This window comes from Aerococcus sp. L_32 (assembly GCF_050689315.1).
Genome location: NZ_JBOEQF010000036.1, coordinates 1 through 16,155, shown reverse-complemented (window position 1 = coordinate 16,155; position 16,155 = coordinate 1). Strand labels below are relative to the sequence as shown.

General features: G+C 40.8%; 14 protein-coding genes. 6 read left to right on the top strand and 8 right to left on the bottom strand.

Annotation, left to right across the window (positions count from 1 at the left end; translation table 11 throughout):
• Window positions 1-269: 269 nt before the first annotated feature.
• Window positions 270-1,508 carry an A/G-specific adenine glycosylase gene (gene mutY / locus ACRCJ0_RS04210; protein WP_431389592.1) on the bottom strand — a complete coding sequence of 413 codons (1,239 nt, stop codon included), beginning with the start codon at window positions 1,506-1,508 and terminating at the stop codon, window positions 270-272.
• Window positions 1,509-1,568: 60 nt separating this feature from the next.
• On the bottom strand, window positions 1,569-2,726 hold the full coding sequence (gene recX / locus ACRCJ0_RS04205) for a recombination regulator RecX (RefSeq protein WP_431389591.1): 1,158 nt from the start codon (window positions 2,724-2,726) through the stop codon (window positions 1,569-1,571).
• 165 nt (window positions 2,727-2,891) lie between these two features.
• Between recX and ACRCJ0_RS04200 the strand changes: the two genes are divergently transcribed.
• Both ACRCJ0_RS04200 and ACRCJ0_RS04195 read left to right on the top strand, forming a co-directional pair.
• A complete protein-coding gene (locus ACRCJ0_RS04200; protein ID WP_003141241.1) occupies window positions 2,892-3,089 on the top strand; it encodes a hypothetical protein in 198 nt (65 codons plus the stop codon).
• Between the two features lie 49 nt (window positions 3,090-3,138).
• The gene (locus ACRCJ0_RS04195) at window positions 3,139-3,387 is read left to right on the top strand and encodes a DUF2922 domain-containing protein (protein ID WP_271736165.1); all 249 of its coding nucleotides are present in this window, start codon (window positions 3,139-3,141) and stop codon (window positions 3,385-3,387) included.
• A 526-nt stretch (window positions 3,388-3,913) separates the two neighbouring features.
• Here ACRCJ0_RS04195 and ACRCJ0_RS04190 read toward each other — a convergent pair.
• The 3 genes from ACRCJ0_RS04190 to galE form a co-directional block, all read right to left on the bottom strand.
• Complete coding sequence (locus ACRCJ0_RS04190; RefSeq protein ID WP_003141237.1) at window positions 3,914-4,168, bottom strand: helix-turn-helix domain-containing protein; 255 nt, start codon at window positions 4,166-4,168, stop codon at window positions 3,914-3,916.
• Window positions 4,169-4,349: 181 nt separating this feature from the next.
• A complete protein-coding gene (locus tag ACRCJ0_RS04185; protein WP_431389590.1) occupies window positions 4,350-4,997 on the bottom strand; it encodes a LysM peptidoglycan-binding domain-containing protein in 648 nt (215 codons plus the stop codon).
• Window positions 4,998-5,526: 529 nt separating this feature from the next.
• Entirely contained in the window at window positions 5,527-6,543 is a 1,017-nt protein-coding gene (galE, locus tag ACRCJ0_RS04180) for a UDP-glucose 4-epimerase GalE (RefSeq protein WP_431389589.1), read from the bottom strand.
• 687 nt (window positions 6,544-7,230) lie between these two features.
• On the opposite strand from galE, the gene ACRCJ0_RS04175 reads away from it, so the two are divergent.
• The gene (locus ACRCJ0_RS04175) at window positions 7,231-8,097 is read left to right on the top strand and encodes a prephenate dehydrogenase (protein WP_431389588.1); all 867 of its coding nucleotides are present in this window, start codon (window positions 7,231-7,233) and stop codon (window positions 8,095-8,097) included.
• Window positions 8,098-8,452: 355 nt separating this feature from the next.
• On the top strand, window positions 8,453-10,090 hold the full coding sequence (locus tag ACRCJ0_RS04170) for a peptide ABC transporter substrate-binding protein (RefSeq protein ID WP_431389587.1): 1,638 nt from the start codon (window positions 8,453-8,455) through the stop codon (window positions 10,088-10,090).
• 120 nt (window positions 10,091-10,210) lie between these two features.
• Here the strand turns inward: ACRCJ0_RS04170 and ACRCJ0_RS04165 are convergent, their stop codons facing one another.
• Both ACRCJ0_RS04165 and ACRCJ0_RS04160 read right to left on the bottom strand, forming a co-directional pair.
• Window positions 10,211-11,365, bottom strand: a complete 1,155-nt coding sequence (locus ACRCJ0_RS04165; RefSeq protein ID WP_431389586.1) for an NAD(P)-dependent malic enzyme — start codon at window positions 11,363-11,365, stop codon at window positions 10,211-10,213.
• A gap of 26 nt (window positions 11,366-11,391) precedes the next feature.
• Window positions 11,392-12,705, bottom strand: a complete 1,314-nt coding sequence (locus ACRCJ0_RS04160; RefSeq protein ID WP_431389585.1) for a 2-hydroxycarboxylate transporter family protein — start codon at window positions 12,703-12,705, stop codon at window positions 11,392-11,394.
• 185 nt (window positions 12,706-12,890) lie between these two features.
• Between ACRCJ0_RS04160 and ACRCJ0_RS04155 the strand changes: the two genes are divergently transcribed.
• On the top strand, window positions 12,891-14,399 hold the full coding sequence (locus ACRCJ0_RS04155) for a Spo0B domain-containing protein (protein WP_431389584.1): 1,509 nt from the start codon (window positions 12,891-12,893) through the stop codon (window positions 14,397-14,399).
• A complete protein-coding gene (locus ACRCJ0_RS04150; RefSeq protein WP_431389583.1) occupies window positions 14,389-15,072 on the top strand; it encodes a response regulator in 684 nt (227 codons plus the stop codon). Before ACRCJ0_RS04155 ends, ACRCJ0_RS04150 begins: the two co-directional genes overlap by 11 nt.
• A 425-nt stretch (window positions 15,073-15,497) precedes the next feature.
• Here ACRCJ0_RS04150 and ACRCJ0_RS04145 read toward each other — a convergent pair.
• Window positions 15,498-16,155: LLM class flavin-dependent oxidoreductase (locus ACRCJ0_RS04145; protein WP_431389582.1), on the bottom strand; the 658-nt coding region annotated here is incomplete at its 5' end.

Sequence of the window (16,155 nt, the reverse complement as noted above, 5' to 3'; positions counted from 1 at the left end):
TTGGATTAATGAGGAAAAAGGGCCTTTTTCTAAAGAGTATGTAGATATTTGGTACGAACGCTATTGTCAGTTAAGTCACAAACGCAAAAAATAAATCATAGTAATAGACCATATGTAGATAAAGACTGTGGTGAAATAAAAGTGATGTGATTTTAAGCAAGCGGTGTGGGCCCTGGACCAACACCTATAAGACTTCATCCATCCTGAATATTCACGACAATTTAAACAAATGGCTACGACAGCAAAAGTCGTAGCCATTTGTTTTTTGATTATTTAATATTGTGGTGATTGTCTTTTTGATAATCTTCATAAGCTTGCCAGACTTTCATTTGCACAGTTGGAAAGGCATAATCTTCAAATTGATGGGGCGCTACCCAGGCATAATCCGCCTCGCCAGAGGCCATTATATCGTTGATTTTCTTTTCGTCCACAGGCTTTAATTGCCCGTAGGTTAATAGGATATGCCAAATCAAATGGGTGAAGACATGTTTGACTTGGGCGATTTCTTTACGCATGAATATTGGCGAAATGCCATAAGCTTCCTGAGTTTCAGCTAGTAAAAAGGCTGTTTTCTCATTTGCAGGCAGATTTTGATTGGCACTTGTACCCAAGTTGATTAAAGGCACTGTCCACAAGTTATTCAACAATTTGTGTTGCGTCCTTTTCTCAATCAATACTTGTCCTTTAGCATTTTGTATGATAAGGGCCTGGTAATACACGGGTTTGGCCTTGGCTTTCTTACTTTTAACCGGGTAGTTGTCGGTGGTCCCGGTCAGGGTTGCCATTGTGAAATCGCGCAAAGGCGACAATTCGGGCATGGCTTTCTTCGGCGTTTCAAATGATGAACCGAGATCCATGATGGCCTGGTTGAAGTCTCCTGGACGGTCGGGATCCACTAAATATTGGCCTACCGCTTCAAAAATCTTCCGGTTGGCTGGCTTTTGAATGTCTGCATTGATCATAAACAAGCGAGAAATAACCCGCATGGCGTTGCCGTCGATAGCTGGCACGGGGATACCAAATGCGATAGACCCGATGGCACCTGCTGTATAAGGCCCAATCCCCTTCAACTTTTTGATGTCTGCTAAATTATCTGGAAAAATCCCGTCGTGGTCCGCCATGATTTGTTGGGCCGCTGCCTGCATATTGCGGACTCTTGAGTAGTAACCCAAGCCTTCCCAAACTTTCAACAATTGGTCCTCTTCTGCTTCCGCTAAAGCTTTGATGGTCGGAAAAGCAGACAGAAAGCGGGCGTAATAGCCAATCACGGTATCTACCCGAGTTTGTTGCAACATAATTTCTGACACCCAAATCCGGTATGGGTCCTTAGATTCCCGCCAAGGTAGACGGCGACTTTCCTTGTCATACCAGTCTAGAAAAGTCTTTCTAAAGTCCTGGTTGGTAACTGGTCCCCAAACTTGAACACCTTCAATTACCGGCCCCAAGTCTTGGATAGCCGACTCATTCATATATAAAGACAGGTCGATATCTTGATTTACTTCAGTCACTACTATGCTTGCTCCTCTATTTCTGTTATATATATTTCTCGTATTTACCTATTATAGCATTTACTCATTTTCTTCCTCGTAAATCTCAAGCGCTTGATTAATTAATTCTGACGGATACCCCTTATTGTAGAGCATCCCTTTCACTTTAAAGGTCAATTCTCGGCCCGAAAGTTTCTTATACCGGCGCATATATTTTTCCAAGTCTTTCTGTAAGACAGCCAATTCCTGGTCCTCATCATGGTAATGATCAGCCAGTTGCTGCATCAACTCTTGAATCAAATCACTGTCAAATCCCTTTTGCACCAAGTATTGTTTGGTCTTTTGACTAGCATTTCGGTGCGACGCTTTTCGCAACTGCTTGTGAAAGTATTTTTCCGCAATCGCATAAGCATTTTCAACCTCAGTATCCCAGTCATATTCATTCATGGACTGTTCAATTTCATCTTCCCCAAGCCCCTTATTTTTCAACTCCCGAGCAATCACATTCGGTCCTTTTTTATTGATATTCATAGCCGTACGCGTATAGGCCTGACCGAACATAGTGTCGTCGATCAGCTTGACCTCTTTCAATTTAGCAACCGCCTTCTCCATCACCTCAGGCTCAATTTCCTCCTCAGTTAACTTAGCCCGAACTTCCTTTTCAGACCGTAACTGGTGGCTCAAAAACCGGACCGCAAGCTGGTAGGCATAATCTTCCTTATCAATTTGCTGGATATCCGCAATAAAATCCTTATCCAACACCTGTCCCTTATGCAAGGCAAACTTGACCAAAGTATTCTCACTGACCCCAAAAGCGAATTGACCCTTAATATAGACATTGAATCGCTTCTTATTCTTTTTCTGAACCTCAATCAAAGTGATTTCCCCAGCAACCACCTCATCTTCCGAAGTTTCTGTCGGTAATTCCCCCTCTTGAAAAAGGGGGTTCGCTTTTTGAGCTCGCAACCCTTCAGCTTTGGCTAGTAAATCAGAGGCTAAGTTATCGGCAGTTGAAGCAGAATCTTCAATATTCGCTGATGTTTGATGACGGGGCGTTTGTTTAACCCTTGCTTTTTTCTGGTAACTAGGGGATTGTCCCCCTTCACTAAGGCCATTATCTGAATGTTTTTCCCTTGTATAAGAGTCTTGCTTACTTTTTTTATCGACCGCTGCTTTTGACGATTGCTTTGTATTACCAATGTCAGACAGCTTCATGGGGCCTCGTTTTTTTCCAGTCATGCACGCTTCCCTCCTCAAAAATCCTTGTATATGCTATATATTTTAGCACAGTAAAAGTTTTGGCAACAATTTCCGCTATTCCCTTGTCACTTTTCTCCTTGAGGTCGTTCTTATTTGTGTAAGTCATCCGGAGGGCTTACAAAACGAAACTTGGAGGGAATACCTATGAAAAACTTTGAATCTGCCAAATTAGAATTAACTTACTTGAACGTGGAAACGGATAAAGAAACACGCATTACTTTAAATGGTTTAATTGAAAACCCAGATACAGATAAAGTAAATGCTTTAGCACTTGCACTTTCTGACTTAATCGAAGATGCCTTTACAGGTGCCGAAGCAGTTGAACGCTACACTGTTGCCTAGTCACTAATAAGCCATTTACATGTCCCTATTGTCCTAAAGGAGGATTCTTATGATTGAAGAAACAAATGTATTCGAATTAAAGTTTAAAACTGCTAACAACAAAACACGTACTGTTACTATTAAAAATCCTAAAGCAAACTTAGATGCTGCAACTGTAGAAGCTGCTTTAAATGCTTTTATCGCATCAGATGCTTTTGTGAATGAAGAAGGACACAAGATCTTCCACACTGTTGTTTCAGGTCGCTACGTTAACCGTCAAGTAGAAGACATCTACACAACAGAACCTGTAGAAGCATAATCAAATTGCAATAACACGAGGCTTGGGCAATTTGTCCAAGTCTCTTTTTTTTTACGCTAATTTTTATTGAATTTTTTCTTTGATATTCTATTTTTGTTCAGCTCATGCTCCAACGTTCATCTGTGAACAACTTTTGTCGCACCGCCAGCTTATGGGTCAGCCTCTCTTTTTCACTGCTCAGTCCTGCTAGGAAAGCTCCCGCCTATGGCTATAACAAAATCGTGCTAATAAATTGCTAACATTTACTATTTATCCAAGTTTGCATCCTACTAATCGAGTTGTTCTTAATTGTTAACCACAGGTGGTTTTTGAACACAAAGTTATCAATACTATTATTCTCAAGTAAACTGATGACCAGCATAAAAGCTTTACTTATATAAACCAAATTGGCTAAATATTAATTACTTTAAATTGAAGATACAAAAAAATCTAAATTTTGGATATAAAAACAGTCGCATTCGTTCGTGGAACTTCAGGGCCACAAACGAATACGACTTTTCTAAGTTATTCTACTAATCAGACAGGATTATAATTCAACTTTAACAACTAGGTTTCCGCCAACAGCGTCAACGATTTCTTGTAACGTTGCTAATGAAATGTTTTGTTGTCTTGATTCTACACGTGAAATGTAACTTTGTTTACGGCCAGAGATTTCAGCTAGACGCGCTTGAGAAATACCACGTTTGCTACGAATTTCTAAAAGGATCTCTGCTGCGTTCTGTGTTGCTTTTTGACGAGCCGCTTCGCGTGGCTGTGCATTCGCTATTTTTAATTCTTCCATGTTCAGCCTCCTTACTTATATATATTATACTACAAATTATTCGATATTAGTTATAAATCGCTTATAAATCTGACTTATTTGAAAAATTACCTATATAATGATACAACTTTTTCACTATAATTGCTAGTGAATCCGCTCAATTGTTAATATTTTTAACGAAGCAAATTTACATAAAATTTACTTATTGTATACGAACTACTTCACCAGGGGTTACAGAAGCCTCAGTTTTACCGTTCATTGCTAAGAATTCATCTAATGTTAAACCATTGTTAGTTGCAATTCGATAAGCATTGTCACCTGATTGAACTGTATATGTTCCAGCTGATGCCGTTTGACTACTTGAGCTAGAGCTTTCACCTACTGTTGAAGATGACGACGAGCTAGCACTTGAAGAAGTCGATGACGATGAACTAGATGAATCATTCGGCGCTGTATAAGATGGATCATTCGATCTTGACTGCGCTAATGATGCTGAGTTTGCTTCATATTCTGCTGTTAAGCTTGCTAAATCTGTACTATAATCTGTATCTTTAGTTAATTCCACAGACGACACAACCACTGACGATTCACTAGTTTCGACACTTGAGTCCCCTAAAGATACACCAGTTCCATTACCACTCACAGTTAATGGCTCAGCCGAATAATAATCTGAACCGCTCAATGGCTGTGAATCCACTTGTACACCTAAAGGATTGCCCTCTTCAGCAGACGCTCTCCACGGAATAATCATCAACACGATAGCAGCTATCACAACACCTACAACCGTAAATTGAGTTGATCGAGATTGTGCCTGCCACTTTTCTATAAATTCACCTAGCCATGCTGGCATAGTATTTTCCCCACCTTGTAAAAAGAAATTATGTGGCCAAATGTACAAGAATTCAACATTCTACATACCTTTTACCACATATCGTATACGCTTAAAATTAAGTTATCCCAACTATAATGCGCATATTCAAAATATAAGCGCCATAATCCAAAGCATTTCCCTCATATTATAACACAGAATACCCATATAATTTAACTTATAGATTACCCCTAGATTGCAGTTGTGTTACAAAAAACAGGGTGTGAGCGAGATCGCTCAGCTCAACAACACTGGAAGACTTGTGCCGTAGCACACAAAGTGTGGTGCAAACTAGTTCTAACGCATTTAACCGAGTAGGTGCTGAAGCACTGACTCGGTCATAAGCTGAAGTTGACTTCATCTGGTCGATAGAGCAACCCTTGGAACGTAGGGACATAGTGTTGCCTATGTGTCAGAAGCGAACTCGACTGCAAGGCGTTGAGTCGCTCCCCCTGGCCAATTTAAAAGACCCACGATTTTCATTGTGGGCCTCGTTTAAAATCATATTTTTTTAGTCTTGGTCGTAACCGTTTGGATTGTTTGATTGCCAATTCCATGAGTCACGGCACATATCAGCTAGATCATGTTCCGCTGTCCAAGACAATAATGTTTTGGCATATGAAGCGTCTGCGTAGTTGGCGGCGACGTCACCAGGACGTCGGTCTACTAGCTCGTATGGGACCTCTACGCCGTTTTGCGCTACAAATGTGTTGACAAGGTCCAGGACTGAGTAGCCAATCCCTGTTCCTAAGTTAACTGTTTCAACGCCTTGGTGGTCAAGTGCGTGTTTGATTGCGGCTACGTGCCCTTTGGCTAGGTCAACGACGTGGATGTAGTCGCGGACACCTGTACCGTCATGGGTTGGATAGTCGCTACCAAATACAGATAAGCGGTCGCGTTTACCGATGGCTACTTGAGTGATATAAGGCATTAGGTTGTTTGGAATATCTGTTGGGTCTTCACCAATTAGGCCTGATTCGTGGGCACCGATTGGGTTGAAGTAACGTAAAATCATGACTGACCATGTGTCGTCAGCTACTGCTAGGTCACGAAGGATTTGTTCGTTCATGACTTTGGTATAACCGTATGGGTTTGTTGCGCTTGTTGGTAGGTCTTCTGTTAACGGTGACTCGTTGTCCATACCGTATACAGTGGCAGATGAAGAGAAGACAATTTTATTGACATTAAACTCTTGCATCACTTCAAGAACTGATACTAATCCACCTAGGTTGTTGTCGTAGTATTTAATTGGTTTGGCAACTGATTCACCAACTGCTTTGAAGGCTGCGAAATGAATCACTGCTTCAATATTTTCTACTTCAAAGATATGGGTTAATGCCTCTTTGTCCAATACGTTTGCTTCATAGAAGCGTGGACGCACACCAGAAATTTCTTCAATTCGTTCTAAAACGACTGGTTTACTGTTTGAGTAATCATCCACGATCACGACATCATAGCCGGCTTGGATTAATTCAATTGTTGTGTGGGAACCGATATAACCAGTACCACCTGTAACTAGAATAGCCATCTTAATTCTCCTTTGATCATGCAATATTCAGCAGATTGCTTATGACATTTATATATTTAAGTCTATTGTATCATAGTCGATAAAAAGGAGAATATTAACAATCTGATAAATTTTGAAAAAATGTTTTTTCCCTCCTTAAAAGTGACTTAGGGAAAATGGCAATATTTGTAATACATGATTAAATAAAATTACATTATCAACCTTCATCAAATTCCTACTACCAAAAATCCTATTACCATTTATGATTGTATTGTCTTAGAAGAAGATCTCACAAGCAATTCAATTCCAATGTACAAAAATGACAATTTTTGGGACACTGGATTTCTTCATGCTTTGATCAGCGTCTAAATCAACTCAACAAGAAATATGCGAGGAAAAAAGTTACCAAAAGATTGTTTGACCTGAAGTAACAGAAAAGGCAATACTATATACAGAATAGATATGTCGCGTACGTGTTCATCTCAAATTATTTACGACTGCCAATGCATCCAACCGTATTGGCTTTTTCTGTGTCAATAATTCAAGATAATCTAGTTTAAAAAGTGGTTAACGATCTTGTTAAATCAATAAAGATTTTTAAACAATGCAATAGTCTACCCGAATATTGCAGAGAAAACCTAACAATTATAGTGGGCTACATGTTATCATGGAATAATAAAATATGAGAGAACAGTTAGGAGTATCGAGATGAAGATTGGGATAGTAGGATTAGGTGTAATTGGTGGTTCATTTGCGGAGGCGTTACAAACTGCAGGTTATCATGACATCTACGGGATTGATAATAACCAAAAAACGCTTGATACCGCAGTTGAAATGGGCTTGATTAAGAAAGGTTTTCTAACTGGTGAAAACATCTTAGGTCAAGTGGACCTGACCATTATGGCCTTGTACCCGAAAACAGCTGTGCAATTTATTGCAGCTAACCGCGACTTCTTTAAAGATGGTAGCGTCTTAATGGATACAACGGGAACGAAAGAGAACTTTATGGCCGAGCTGGCGACCGTATTACCAGACAATATTGAAGTTGTCTACACCCACCCTATGGCAGGTCGTGAGAACCGAGGGATTGCCTACGCACAAGGGTCGGTATTTCAAGGCGCTAACTTCCTGATCACGCCAACTGAAGCCAATAATGAAGATACTTTGGGCAAAATAGAATCCCTAGCCACTGAGATTGGTTTCGGTAAAATCAACCGCGTTTCAGCTAGCTTCCATGATCAAATGATTTCATTCACCTCGCAACTGCCACATGCCATTGCGATTTCATTGATGAATTCAGACCATGAAGAACGCGAAACCGGTAAATTCACAGGTGACTCATACCCAGAATTAACCCGTATCGCCAAAATCAACGAAGACCTTTGGAGCGAACTTTTTATCGATAATAAGCATTACCTCTTACAATCGATTCAAGACTTTGAAGTCCAGTTAAACCTGATCAAAGACGCCATTCGAACCGACGACCGTGAACAATTAAAAGAATTGTTCAGACATTCAACTGCTAATCGCTTGAAACTGGAAGCCGAAATGGACGAAAGAAAAAGACGAGGGTGAGAGCAAAACCGCTCAGCTCAACAATGTTGGAAGACTGAGTCCGTATCACACAAAGTGTAATGCAACTCAGTCTGAAACAGACTTGAGCTGGTTGAGCGAACACGACTATAGGGTGTAAAAGTCGATTTATTCTCCTTAAAGATCACTATTTATTATCCAGAGACGTGATGTGTTCGCGTCTCTTTTTCTATCTAACAACGGCTAGGAAATACGTCGGCTCTTGCACTTTGATTTTACTTATCAACCATGACCGTCTTTTGGTAAGTCAGTTTCTAGGCAATATATTCCTTTTTTCAAAAATGATAGGTTATAATGGTTGGGGTAATTATAGTAAATTGAAAAGAGGTTGAGATTTATGAAGAAGAAATTGGGTATTATTTCATTAACGGCATTGTCATTGGCGCTAGCGGCATGTGGGAATGGTGGTACAACGGCGGATAATGAGGAAGCAGCTAAAAGTATCAAGGTGACGGTGAACGGCGAACTGGCGTCACTTGATAGCATCTCTTCAACGGATTCACCAAGTCAAAACACCATTTCTAACGTGATGGAAGGTTTATATCGCCCCGCTGATAACGGTAGTAACGAATTAGGGGTTGCAGCTGAGGAACCAACCGTTTCAGAAGACGGTTTGACTTACACCTTTACCATCCGTGACGACGCAGACTGGTCAAATGGTGATCCAGTAACTGCACAAGACTTCGTTTATACCTACCAAAAAACAGTCACACCTGAAACCATTGGTGGAAATGCCAATAAATTCTATGTGATTGAAAATGCCGAAGCTATCGCAAACGGTGAAGCTGAACCGGATACGCTGGGAGTTAAAGCCATTGACGAAAAAACATTGGAATTCACCCTTGCGTCACCAACTACTTACTTCACTGACCTACTTGCGACGCCTTACTATCTACCAGTCAACCATAACTTAGCTACTGAACTGGGTTCTGACTACGGAACTTCTGCAGAAAATGCCGTGTACAACGGACCATTTGAAGTGAGCGACTGGAATTCAACAGAAATTGAATGGACATTAACGAAAAACGATGAGTACTGGGACGCTGACAATGTTGATTTAGACCAAATCGACTGGGTAATGTCTAAAGAAAACTCAACAAACGTAAACTTGTTTGAAGGTGGCGAACTCCAATACACTGAAATTACTACTCCTTACGTTCAAGAATACCAAGACACTGACGTGTTACATATTGAACCTAAAGGGATGATTGGTTACATGGAATTCAATAGCCAATCAAGCCCTACGAATAACGTTCACTTCCGTCGTGCCATCAGCCAAGCCTACGATAAAGAAGCCTTTGTTGACGCTATCCTTGACGACGGTTCACAAGCAGCAGGTGGCTGGATCCCATCAGAATTCGGTTCTGATCCAGAATCAGGCATCGACTTCCGTGAAGAAAACGGTGATCTAATGACCTTTGATTTAGAAGCTGCCCAAGAAGAATGGGCCTTAGCCTTAGAAGAATTAGGTACAGACACAGTTGAAATTGAATTGTTAACTTCTGATACAGACACATCTAAAGCAACTTCAGAATACTTACAAGCCCAACTTCAAACCAACCTACCTGGTTTAACCGTAACTGTTCGAAACGTACCTTTAAAATCTCGTCAAGCAATCACTGGAACTGGAGAATTTGATATCGTATACGGTACCTATAACCCGTCTTACGCCGATCCAACTGCCTTCCTTGATTACTTTGTAACAGGTTCATCACTATCATCAGGTGACTTCTCAGACGCTACTTACGATGAATTAATGACCGAAGGCAAAACAACTAACGCCCTTGACCCAGCAGCACGTTGGGACAACTTCCTAGCCGCTGAAAAATACCTAGTAGAAGACGCTGCAGCAGTCAGCCCTATCTACCAAGGAGCATTCGCAAACCTAATTGACCCAGCCTTGGAAAATGTCATCAACCAACCAAACGGGGTTGCGCAATACTACCGCGCAGCCACTTACAATGTTGCTGAATAAGAATTATCTCTATAAATAAAAACATACAAAAGCCCTAGATCTTATTACACTTAAGATCTAGGGCTTTAAACTTGCTATATATCATTGAGGTGAATATTTGAGCTTATAAACAAATGCAGTCTATTCTGCTGCTTTATTGACACTTTTAGCAACAATTTTAGAAACATTTGGGTTGAAAGCATTTGGGATAATATTTTCAACTGATAATTCATCATCTGGGATAATGCTAGCGATACCACGTGCTGCTGCAATTTGCATTTCTTCAGTAATGTCACTTGCTCGTGCATCCAAAGCTCCACGGAAGATACCAGGGAATGCTAAGACATTATTGATTTGGTTAGGGAAGTCACTACGTCCAGTTGCAACGATAAATGCGCCACCTTCTTTAGCTTCATCAGGCATAATTTCTGGCGTAGGGTTAGCCATGGCGAAGATAATCGCTTTTTCATTCATTGTTTTGATCCATTCTTTTTTGAAGACATTTGGCGCAGATACACCGATAAAGACATCCGCATCTTTAATAACTTCTTCTAATGAACCTTTTAAGTGGTCAGGGTTAGAAATAGAAGCTAACTCTTTGTGACGATCTTGTAATTCAGGATCATCTTCAGAAATTGCCCCATCAATATCACATACAACTACATTTGTTGCACCTGCGTGGATCATTTTCTTAGCAATAGCAGTACCAGCTGAACCACCACCGTTGATCACAATTTTCACATCTTCAATCGTTTTTTCAGCTACTTTTAGTGCATTGATTAAACCAGCTAAGACAACGATTGCAGTACCGTGTTGGTCATCATGGAAAACTGGAATATCCAATTCCTCTTTTAGACGGCGTTCAATTTCAAAACAACGTGGAGCCGCAATATCTTCTAAGTTGATCCCACCAAATGATGGCGCAATAGCTTTAACATGCGAAATAATTTCTTCAACGTCTTGCGTGTCTAATGAAATTGGCACAGCGTCTACATCTGCAAAAGCTTTGAATAAGGCAGATTTACCTTCCATAACTGGAATTGCTGCTTCTGGTCCGATGTTTCCTAAACCTAAAACGGCAGAACCATCAGTCACAACAGCTACTAGATTCCGTTTACTAGTATAACGGTAAACATCCTCTTTATTTTCAGCGATTGCTGAACTTACAGCTGCAACACCTGGTGTATAAGCAACGGCTAATTCGTCCATGTTTGTGATTGGCACTTTTGAGATAACCTCAATTTTTCCGCCTTTTTCTTCACTTAATTGTAATGCTGCTTGTTTTACGTCTGTCATATTTATACGTCCTTTCTAAAAACTGTCTATGCGAATAAGTTTAATAAGGTAATCATGATGGAAATGGTAATCGCCCCACCAATACGGGTTGCTACTTGAGCAAATGGCATCAAGCTGTTACGGTCAGTAGTCGCTAGAATCGCTACGTTCCCGGTACCACCCATTGCGGACTGGTTTAGAGATAAAATAGCTGATTCAATTTGATACATGTTCAAGAATTTACCTAGGATAAATCCGGTTAAACCTAAAACAATCACCACTGCAAGTACCACCACTACATATTGCCAAGTTAAAACATCTAAGACTGCTTTTAAGTCTAAGTAGATAATCCCTAGACCAACCATTAATGGTGCAGTGAAGTTACTTGAAATAAAACCGTTTAATTGCTTAGCACCCTCTTCGATGCTAGCTGGTAATACTTGGAAGTATTTCATGATAGTAGAAGCAAAGATAACAATTACTGCTGCTGGTAAACCGATAATGCCTTGCATCAAATTACCGAAAATATATACTGCGACTAATAAGAATAAGCCGATACCAATACTTTGGAAATTGATCGGTGTTTTCTTCTCTTTATTCACTAATTCTTTTTCTTCAGTAGCTGATTGACGAACTAGAGTACCGTTTCCGGAAAGTTCTGGATGTTTCTCACCAAAACGGCCGACAATGGCTGCAACACCTATTGAGAAGAAGTTAGATAAGATAGAAGCTGGCGCTAAAATGGCTACCATAGCACCATAGTCAATATTTTGAACTTCGCTATAACCTTGAGCTAGTGGTAAAACACCTCCACCAATACCACCTGCCATAGCTGGTGTGACAATATTAAATAAAGTTTCCTGGAAGCCGATACCCACAAGTTGGCCAATTGCTGCTGGAATCAACATCGCTAAAACCAAACCAACTGACATTGGAATCACCATGCGGGCGAATCCTTGTACCAATACCTGGCGGTTCATCCCAAGAATAGAACCAGTTACCAAGGCAAAGACGTATAAGTCTAAGAAGTTGGCATCACTCATCAGCATAGTCACTGATTCAATGGCATTATCTGGTAACAAGCCATAAAAAACCAAAATGGCGGGTATCAACATAGAAAGAATGGTTGAACCCCCAAATTTATTTAGGCCAGGAATGGTGTCCCCAATTTTCCCAAGGGCCCATCCAAGGGTTAGGATCACACCAAAACCTCCTAACATATCAACAGGTAGGCTCTCAGTTACTGCAGCCATTAAAATAATTGCTGCGAATAAGAGAAACCAAGGCAATGGCATGGGGCCGACTTTGACGCCCTGCCACGCTGACACTGTTGATCTTTCATCCCGTGCAAGATCTGACATTGTATTTCCTCCTCATATATTTCTGAACGACTATAGTATATGCCTGATCTTCAACTTTTTGCCTTTATTTAAGTTTTTAAAGTCTTATTTGAACTTTATAAATTAAAGGGCTATACTGAAATTTGATAGGAAATGCGCTGAAAATGTGCATGAAAATACGAGAAAAATAAGGGAGGACAGCCAAGTTGATTAAATGGCATAATTTACGACTCCTCACCAAACTCATGTTAATGATTATTTCAACGGTAGCGATCACAGTAGGCTGCCTTTATTTAATGACACGTCACTTAAATAAAGATGCCATCATTGAAACAGAGTCTAGCTATCTCTTAAACATGGGTGAAGACCTGGCAGATGAACCTGAAATCATCACTGCCCTAGAAAATAACCAAACATCGCAAACACTCACTGACTTTACTCATGCCTACGAAGACCAATATAACCTAGACTATGTGGTGGTCATTAATACCGATTCTATACGCTTGAGCCATCCAGACCCGGACCTGATTAATCGGCCATTTGCGGGCGGAGACGAGGAAAATGTCTTCACCGGTCAACCTTATGTGTCAACAGGGATTGGTACCCTTGGTAATTCCTTGCGGTCTTTTGCGCCAGTTATTCAAGACGACCAAGTCATTGGTGCCGTTGTCGTTGGTAAAACCAACCACGCTATTGATGTCTTCTCTGAAAAATATGACCAGCAAACAACTAGCGCCCTCATTGTTAGTATAGCTATCGGTGTAACGGTCGCGATTTTCGTTTCTTATACTATTAAAAAAGAGCTCTTCAATATGGAACCAAAGGAAATCGCTAAAGCCTTCGAGGAAAGATCGGCCATGATTGCCTACAGCCATGACGCCATTATTGTCACCAACCAATACGGTGAAATTACCCTAGCCAACAAAGAGGCGTTACGCCATTTTCCAATTCCAGACAAAGAAAATAAGACGCAATTGGATAAGGTGATCAGTCTACCTGAGATGAACGGCGACCACAGTGCGGTCTTCCACTATCAAGATAAGGAGTACCTGATTTCGCAAGCAGACATCCTGGTACAAGAAAACTTGGTGGGCCAAATTTATATCATAAGGGACACCAGTGAGATTTATGCCCTGCTTGACCAACTGCATTCGACAGCTGAATATGCCCAGTTGCTACAAGTGCAAGCCCATGAATTCTTGAACCGCCTGCATGTGATTTACGGTTTAACTGATTTAGAAGAATATGATGCACTAGATCAATACCTGGCTTCATTGATTAAGGACGAAGAGGATTTAACCATTCGTCTATCTATGTTGGTAAAAAACCCAACCATCGCAGGTCATTTAATTGGGGAACATCGGATTCTAAATCGAAGTTTGAAGGACTTACGACTTGAAATCCACCATGAAATTCCAAACACTTATGAAGCGGCTACCAACCAATTATGGATGGAAACAGTCGCTGTCATTGATAAAGAACTACGTCAATTAGGTCAGAATTCACGCTTATGGCTATCACTTGATTTTGATACCGACCGTTGCCAACTCATCACCAACTACCGCCTACAAGGAGACGTCGACCACCTATATACATGGCTGTCTGACTACCCTTGGCAGACTGAAACTGTCACAACTGAATTATCCATGCACGACCAACAACTAAACTTTTCATTCCGTATTGATTACCCACAAGGAGATGCCCATGAACTATAAGACACTACTTGTCGAAGACGATCCAATGGTTATCATGATCAATCAGCGTTTCGTTGAAGCCCTTGACGACTTCAAAGTCACCGCCACAGCCCAAAACTTGGACCAGGCCAAGGAACTATTGTCCTCCCAGCCCTTTGACTTAGTCCTCATAGACATTAATTTGAAAAATGAGTCAGGCCTCGACCTAGTTAAGTGGATTCGGGACCAGTCAATTCCCGTTGAATTTATTATTATTTCGGCAGCCAACCAAGCGTCTACCGTCGAAACCGCCTCCGCTTACGGGGCAGTTGACTATCTGCTCAAACCATTTAATGCTGAGCGGCTGCATCAAAGCCTGCACCACTTTAAGCAAAAGCACCAAGTCCTGCATGATCAAGACCAACTAGACCAAGCCAGTCTAGACTCACTATATGGACAAGGTGTTCAAGGACTAGACCTAGACAACGAACCCCTACAAAAAGGAATATCTAGAAAAACCTTGCAGCATTTGATGACTGTTATTAGAGCAGTCGACGAGCCCTTTGACATTGAGGAATTGGTCAGTAAAACCACCCTTTCCCATGTCACCATCAGAAAATACATCCAATTCTTGGTCGACCACAAAGTATTAAAAGAAGAAACTAAATACGGGTCAATCGGGCGACCAACCACTGTATACTGGCTAGAAGTATAAAAAAAGATGCGACAAATGTCGCTTAGACTCGTAACTTCTAATGCATTTAAGCGAGTAAGTGCTAAAGCGCAAACTCGCTCATAAACTGGAAGAAATAAGTGGAATGATGGCACATCACTCCACTTATTTCTGAAGTTACGCGGGTCTGACATTTGAAGGCCGATTAAAGGTGAGAAAGCCGATTACAAGATACGGCACAAAATATTCATAACTTACTCAAAAAATGAGGTCAGAATCATTCAACAACGATTCTGACCTCTATCTTTTTAAATTAAAATATTATATGCAAATCTGGAACCCACTCTAAAACGCCCAAATTACTGTTTTATCAACTATTCAAACACTTTTATCTAGCTCTAACTGTCAAACGAAAAAGGAAGCTCTTGCGGTCAATCACCACAATCACTTCCTTTATTATTTACCTTCTATTTAGCATAGCGACTTTCTTTGAAGTCTAAGCCCAAATGGTCACGTAATGTGTCCCCTTCATATTCGTATGAATAGTAGCCACGTTCTGCAATCTTCGACAATACATTGTCGAAGAATTCGTCGTAAGCATCCCCGAATACTTGCTCATTCAACATGAATCCGTCTGCTGCGTCATTTTCCAACCAGTAGATTAATTTGTCCGCTAATTCATCATATGTACCGTAGAAGTTTCCTTTTGGTGTAGCCGTTTGTAGGGCTACTTCACGTAAGGTTAAGTTCTCTTCTTTGGCTTGCGCTTTGATCGCGTCACTTGTTGAACGGAATCCGTCAGATCCCACTTCTCCTAAGTCTGGGAATGGTGCATCCGGATCATATTGTTTGAAGTCGTGGTGGTCGAAGAAGCGTGCTAAGTAATCTAGCGCTTCATCCAAGCTGATTAATTGTTGTAATTTCTCATAGTTAGCAGCAACTTCTTCTTCAGTCGCACCAGTAATTGGTGATAATGATGGCAAAATAACCACTTTTTCTGGGTCACGGCCGTTGGCTCTTACAGCGTCTTTAACAGCTTTGTAGTACTCTTGTGCTTTTTCCAAGGTGCCAGCTGCATTAAAAATCACTTCACCATGCTTAGCTGCAAACTCGATCCCTTTAGGG